Source organism: Streptomyces sp. NPDC052020, assembly GCF_040680575.1.
GTDB lineage: Bacteria > Actinomycetota > Actinomycetes > Streptomycetales > Streptomycetaceae > Streptomyces.
In genome coordinates this window covers 1-3875 of record NZ_JBFAWY010000082.1, presented here as the reverse complement: position 1 = coordinate 3875, position 3875 = coordinate 1, and the positions used below count along the sequence as shown (strand labels likewise).

Annotated in this window: 3 protein-coding genes and 3 pseudogenes; 3 read left to right on the top strand and 3 right to left on the bottom strand. The window is 31.4% G+C overall.

The annotated features are described in order from the left end of the window. Nucleotides 1-473 precede the first annotated feature (473 nt). A pseudogene (locus tag AB0L74_RS34705) lies at nt 474-1091 on the top strand (glucose-6-phosphate isomerase); the annotation flags it as partial. Next, on the top strand, nt 1049-1507 hold the full coding sequence (locus AB0L74_RS34700; protein WP_365661570.1) for a protein rep: 459 nt from the start codon (nt 1049-1051) through the stop codon (nt 1505-1507). The pseudogene AB0L74_RS34705 and the gene AB0L74_RS34700, both read left to right, overlap by 43 nt. A 682-nt stretch (nt 1508-2189) precedes the next feature. On the opposite strand, the gene qacC is transcribed toward AB0L74_RS34700, so the two are convergent. After that, nucleotides 2190-2513: a quaternary ammonium compound efflux SMR transporter QacC gene (gene qacC, locus AB0L74_RS34695; RefSeq protein WP_001146389.1), complete on the bottom strand. Its 324-nt coding sequence runs from the start codon at nt 2511-2513 to the stop codon at nt 2190-2192. A 321-nt stretch (nt 2514-2834) separates the two neighbouring features. Here qacC and AB0L74_RS34690 point away from each other — a divergent pair, with 321 nt between their 5' ends. Continuing rightward, entirely contained in the window at nt 2835-3371 is a 537-nt protein-coding gene (locus AB0L74_RS34690) for a protein rep (protein ID WP_365661565.1), read from the top strand. Here the strand turns inward: AB0L74_RS34690 and AB0L74_RS34685 are convergent. Together AB0L74_RS34685 and AB0L74_RS34680 are read right to left on the bottom strand one after the other, a co-directional pair. Further along, a pseudogene (locus AB0L74_RS34685) lies at nt 3362-3604 on the bottom strand (orotidine 5'-phosphate decarboxylase / HUMPS family protein); the annotation flags it as partial. The gene AB0L74_RS34690 and the pseudogene AB0L74_RS34685 overlap by 10 nt on opposite strands. 74 nt (nt 3605-3678) lie before the next feature. Next, nucleotides 3679-3875, bottom strand: a pseudogene (locus AB0L74_RS34680) (aconitase family protein); the annotation flags it as partial.

Below are 3875 nucleotides of genomic sequence, written 5' to 3'. Positions count from 1 at the left end.
CCAGTAACAAATCCTTGAGGAACTCGAAAAGAAACGTCCTTTAGTTTGAATTCTTTATACTGATAATTGACAGCATTCAATTCTATCGCGTTCATTCTTCGTCCTCCTCAAAAATCAGCTCAACGATTTCTTGTGTGCTAGTTTTGCTGCGTCTTCTTTGTTTAATAAATCAATAGCTAATTGTAATTTCATTTTATATCCACCTTTCAATAATTGATATAAGTTAGTATCACACACTGCATTCATTATGACAATACTGATAAATTAGTCATGTTATAGTATTTAATGATTAATGTGATTGTAAATTTTCGTAGGTGACAAAATATTCAGTATTAACAAATTTAAACGCTATTGTTATAAATGTAGTGTAATAAATTTATTAAACACTTTAAAATTTACTTGCATTGATTATCTAGTGAAGAAATTAATCAATACAACATTAAATAGTGTAATTAAAAGGGGAGAAAGTAAATATGACTCATATAAGATTAGATTTTAGTAAAGCTTTGGAATATTTTAAGGAACATGAATTGGAACAACAAAAAGATATAGTTAATTCAATTCACCACACAATTTATGAAGCTACTGGTGCTGGAAGTGATTTCTTAGGTTGGATTGATCTTCCTGTTGATTATGATAAAGAAGAATTCTCACGTATTTTGGAAGCTTCAAAACGTGTCAAAGAAAATTCAGATGTATTTGTGGTTATTGGTATCGGTGGTTCATATTTAGGTGCACGTGCTGCGATTGAAATGCTAACTTCTTCATTTAGAAATAGCGATGAATATCCTGAAATTGTGTTTGTTGGTAATCACTTATCATCTACTTATACTCAAGAATTAATTGATTATCTAGACGGTAAAGATTTTTCAGTAAACGTTATTTCTAAATCTGGTACTACGACTGAACCAGCAGTATCATTTAGATTGTTTAAACAACTTTTAGAAAATAAATATGGTAAAGAAGAAGCGAAAAAACGTATCTTTGCTACTACTGATAAAGAAAAAGGTGCATTGAAACAATTAGCTACTAATGAAGGCTATGAAACATTTGTAGTGCCAGACGACATCGGCGGACGTTACTCAGTATTACTCAAGAAGAATGGGTTAATTTATGGCAAAAAGCATTACAAGTAAATTATCGACCCGTAGCAAATATTAAAGCGATCAAACCAAATCAAAAAGGCGATAAAGATATTCAAGCAGCTATCAAAGAAACCTCTAAATATTCGGTTAAGTCATCTGATTTTTTAACTGATGATGATGAAAGAAATCAAGAAATCGTGAATGATTTAGAAAAAGGTTTATATCGAAAACGTATGTTGAGTTATGGTGGTTTGCTTAAACAAAAACATAAGATTTTAAATTTAGATGATGCCGAAGATGGCAATTTGATTAATACAAGTGACGAAGATAAAACAACAGACGAAGAAGAAAAAGCACATTCAATTACGGCAATTTGGAATTTTGAAAAACAAAATTATTATTTAAAAGATTTGAAACGTTAGCTAAAAAGCTAGCGTTTTTTTATGTCTTTTTGCCCCTGCGGGAACTATAGCGTTCAACCGGCATGGTTGACCAGTTTTCATGTTAACTTTTAAGTTTGCATATAACTGGGCAGTGTTTATTTTTTTCTGCCCAGTTTGCTAAATTTTTAATTTGCATATAACTGGGCAGTGTTTATTTTTTTCTGCCCAGTTTGCTAAATTTTTAATTTGCATATAACTGGGCAGTGTCTAAAAAATTAGTCACTGGTTTTGCTCAAATTTTTGTTTGTGAAATTAAGATATATTTATTTGGCTCATATTTGCGTTTTAAAAGCGTATATAGACTTTTAGGTATAAAACTATATGATTTACCCCTGAATCTTTAAAATGCCCCCTTAAAATTCAAATAAAGGCATATAAAAATAAAAAGCCAACCCAGATAAAATGGATTGGCTTTTTATTTGCTTTTGCGAAGTAGATTATAAAAAACTACTTTTAATAAGCACCCTAAATGTGATGTCTATATTATAACAAGAACACGCATTTATGCCGAGAAAATTTATTGTGCGTTGAGAAGAACCCTTAACTAAACTTGCAGACGAATGTCGGCATAGCGTGAGCTATTAAGCCGACCATTCGACAAGTTTTGGGATTGTTAAGGGTTCCGAGGCTCAACGTCAATAAAGCAATTGGAATAAAGCAATTAATGCGATGTTCCGAAAATGTTTAACGAAACTACGCCGACTATGATTAAAACTATAGATACTATAGTTATTAGATTTATTTGTTCTTTGAAAATAATTATTGAGACTACGGTTGTTAAGACTAAACCTAGTCCCGCCCAAGTTGCATAAGTTATATTTAGTGGTAGGTGTTGCATTGTTTTACTTAAAAAATAGAAACAAATTCCAAATGAAATTATTGTTCCTAAGGATGGTATAAATTTTGAAAAGCCTTCTGAAGATTTAAGAAATGCACTTCCAATAACTTCAGTACTTATGGCTATTATTAAATAAATATAAGGCATTTTTAACTCCTTTTAATTTTCGTATTTTATTTAATTTTATTCTAAGTATTTTTTAATTGTAGTCTTGTATTTTGAGTGTCATTCGCGTGGTATTTTTGTGGATTGATGGTTTTTGAAAGGTTTTTGAAACGAGTTGAAAACGAGTTTCTTCTTGTCTTGATACTATATAGAAATAACTCGATTTTAAAATTATAGCTGTAATCCTTGGTATGTAAGGGATTATAGCTATTTTTCTTGTTGAAAGGAATTTTTGACATAAAAAAACCCCAGTAGTATGATTAAAGCGTCTACTCAATAAACAACTACTGGAGGTCTCTTTATATGCAATATAATACTACTAGATGTATAGACGAAAATCAAGATAACGAAACACTTAAAGATATGACGAAAAGTGGGAAACAACGCCCATGGAGAGAAAAGAAGATAGATAATGTAAGTTATGCAGATATACTGGAAATTTTAAAAATAAAAAAGGCTTTTAATGTAAAACAATGTGGTAACGTCTTAGAGTTCAAGCCGACTGATGAAGGTTATTTGAAGTTACATAAGACATGGTTTTGTAAGTCGAAACTCTGCCCAGTTTGTAATTGGAGGCGTGCTATGAAAAATAGTTATCAAGCTCAAAAAGTGATTGAAGAAGTTGTTAAAGAAAAACCAAAAGCGCGTTGGTTATTTTTAACACTTTCAACGAAAAATGCGATAGATGGGGATACTTTAGAACAAAGTTTGAAACATTTAACGAAAGCATTTGATAGGTTAAGTAGATATAAAAAAGTGAAGCAAAATCTTGTTGGGTTTTTGCGTTCAACGGAAGTAACAGTTAATAAAAATGATGGTAGTTATAATCATAAATCATAACCTGTGTGTACTGCAATGTAATCAGCACCCATCTCGTCTAATTCTTTTGCACGTTTTTCGATATCTTGAACAGCAATCATATCAACTAATAATTCTTTGTTGTGTTTATGAGCTTCATCAATTGCTGCTTTAATCGAAGCATCTTCAGCTACACCTAAAATTGTAGTTATGTCAGCGCCAAATTTAATAGCCTGACTTACTTCATAATCTGCAGCGTCCATAATTTTTAAGTCTGTAAAATATGCTGCTGAACAACTTAAGGGTTCAGATGTATTAGTATGTACAGTTATAGGTTTTCCATTAGGAGAACTAATGTATCTGGGAATGCAACAGTTTCACCATCAACTTCACGTGCATGTACAACGTTAGCTAGGTACTCTAAGTTAACTTGGTGTACGATACCCGTTGCTGGTGGAACAGCACTATAATTATTAAATGCTTTAGTTGCCCAATTTAAGAACTGGTAACGTTCATAGTTTCTTTCAAACTCTAATTTCATATTTC

Coding starts and splice junctions, on each gene's coding strand:
- qacC (WP_001146389.1), bottom strand. CDS start 2,513: ATGCCTTATATTTATTTAATAATAGCCATAAGTACTGAAGTTATTGGA.
- AB0L74_RS34690 (WP_365661565.1), top strand. CDS start 2,835: ATGCAATATAATACTACTAGATGTATAGACGAAAATCAAGATAACGAA.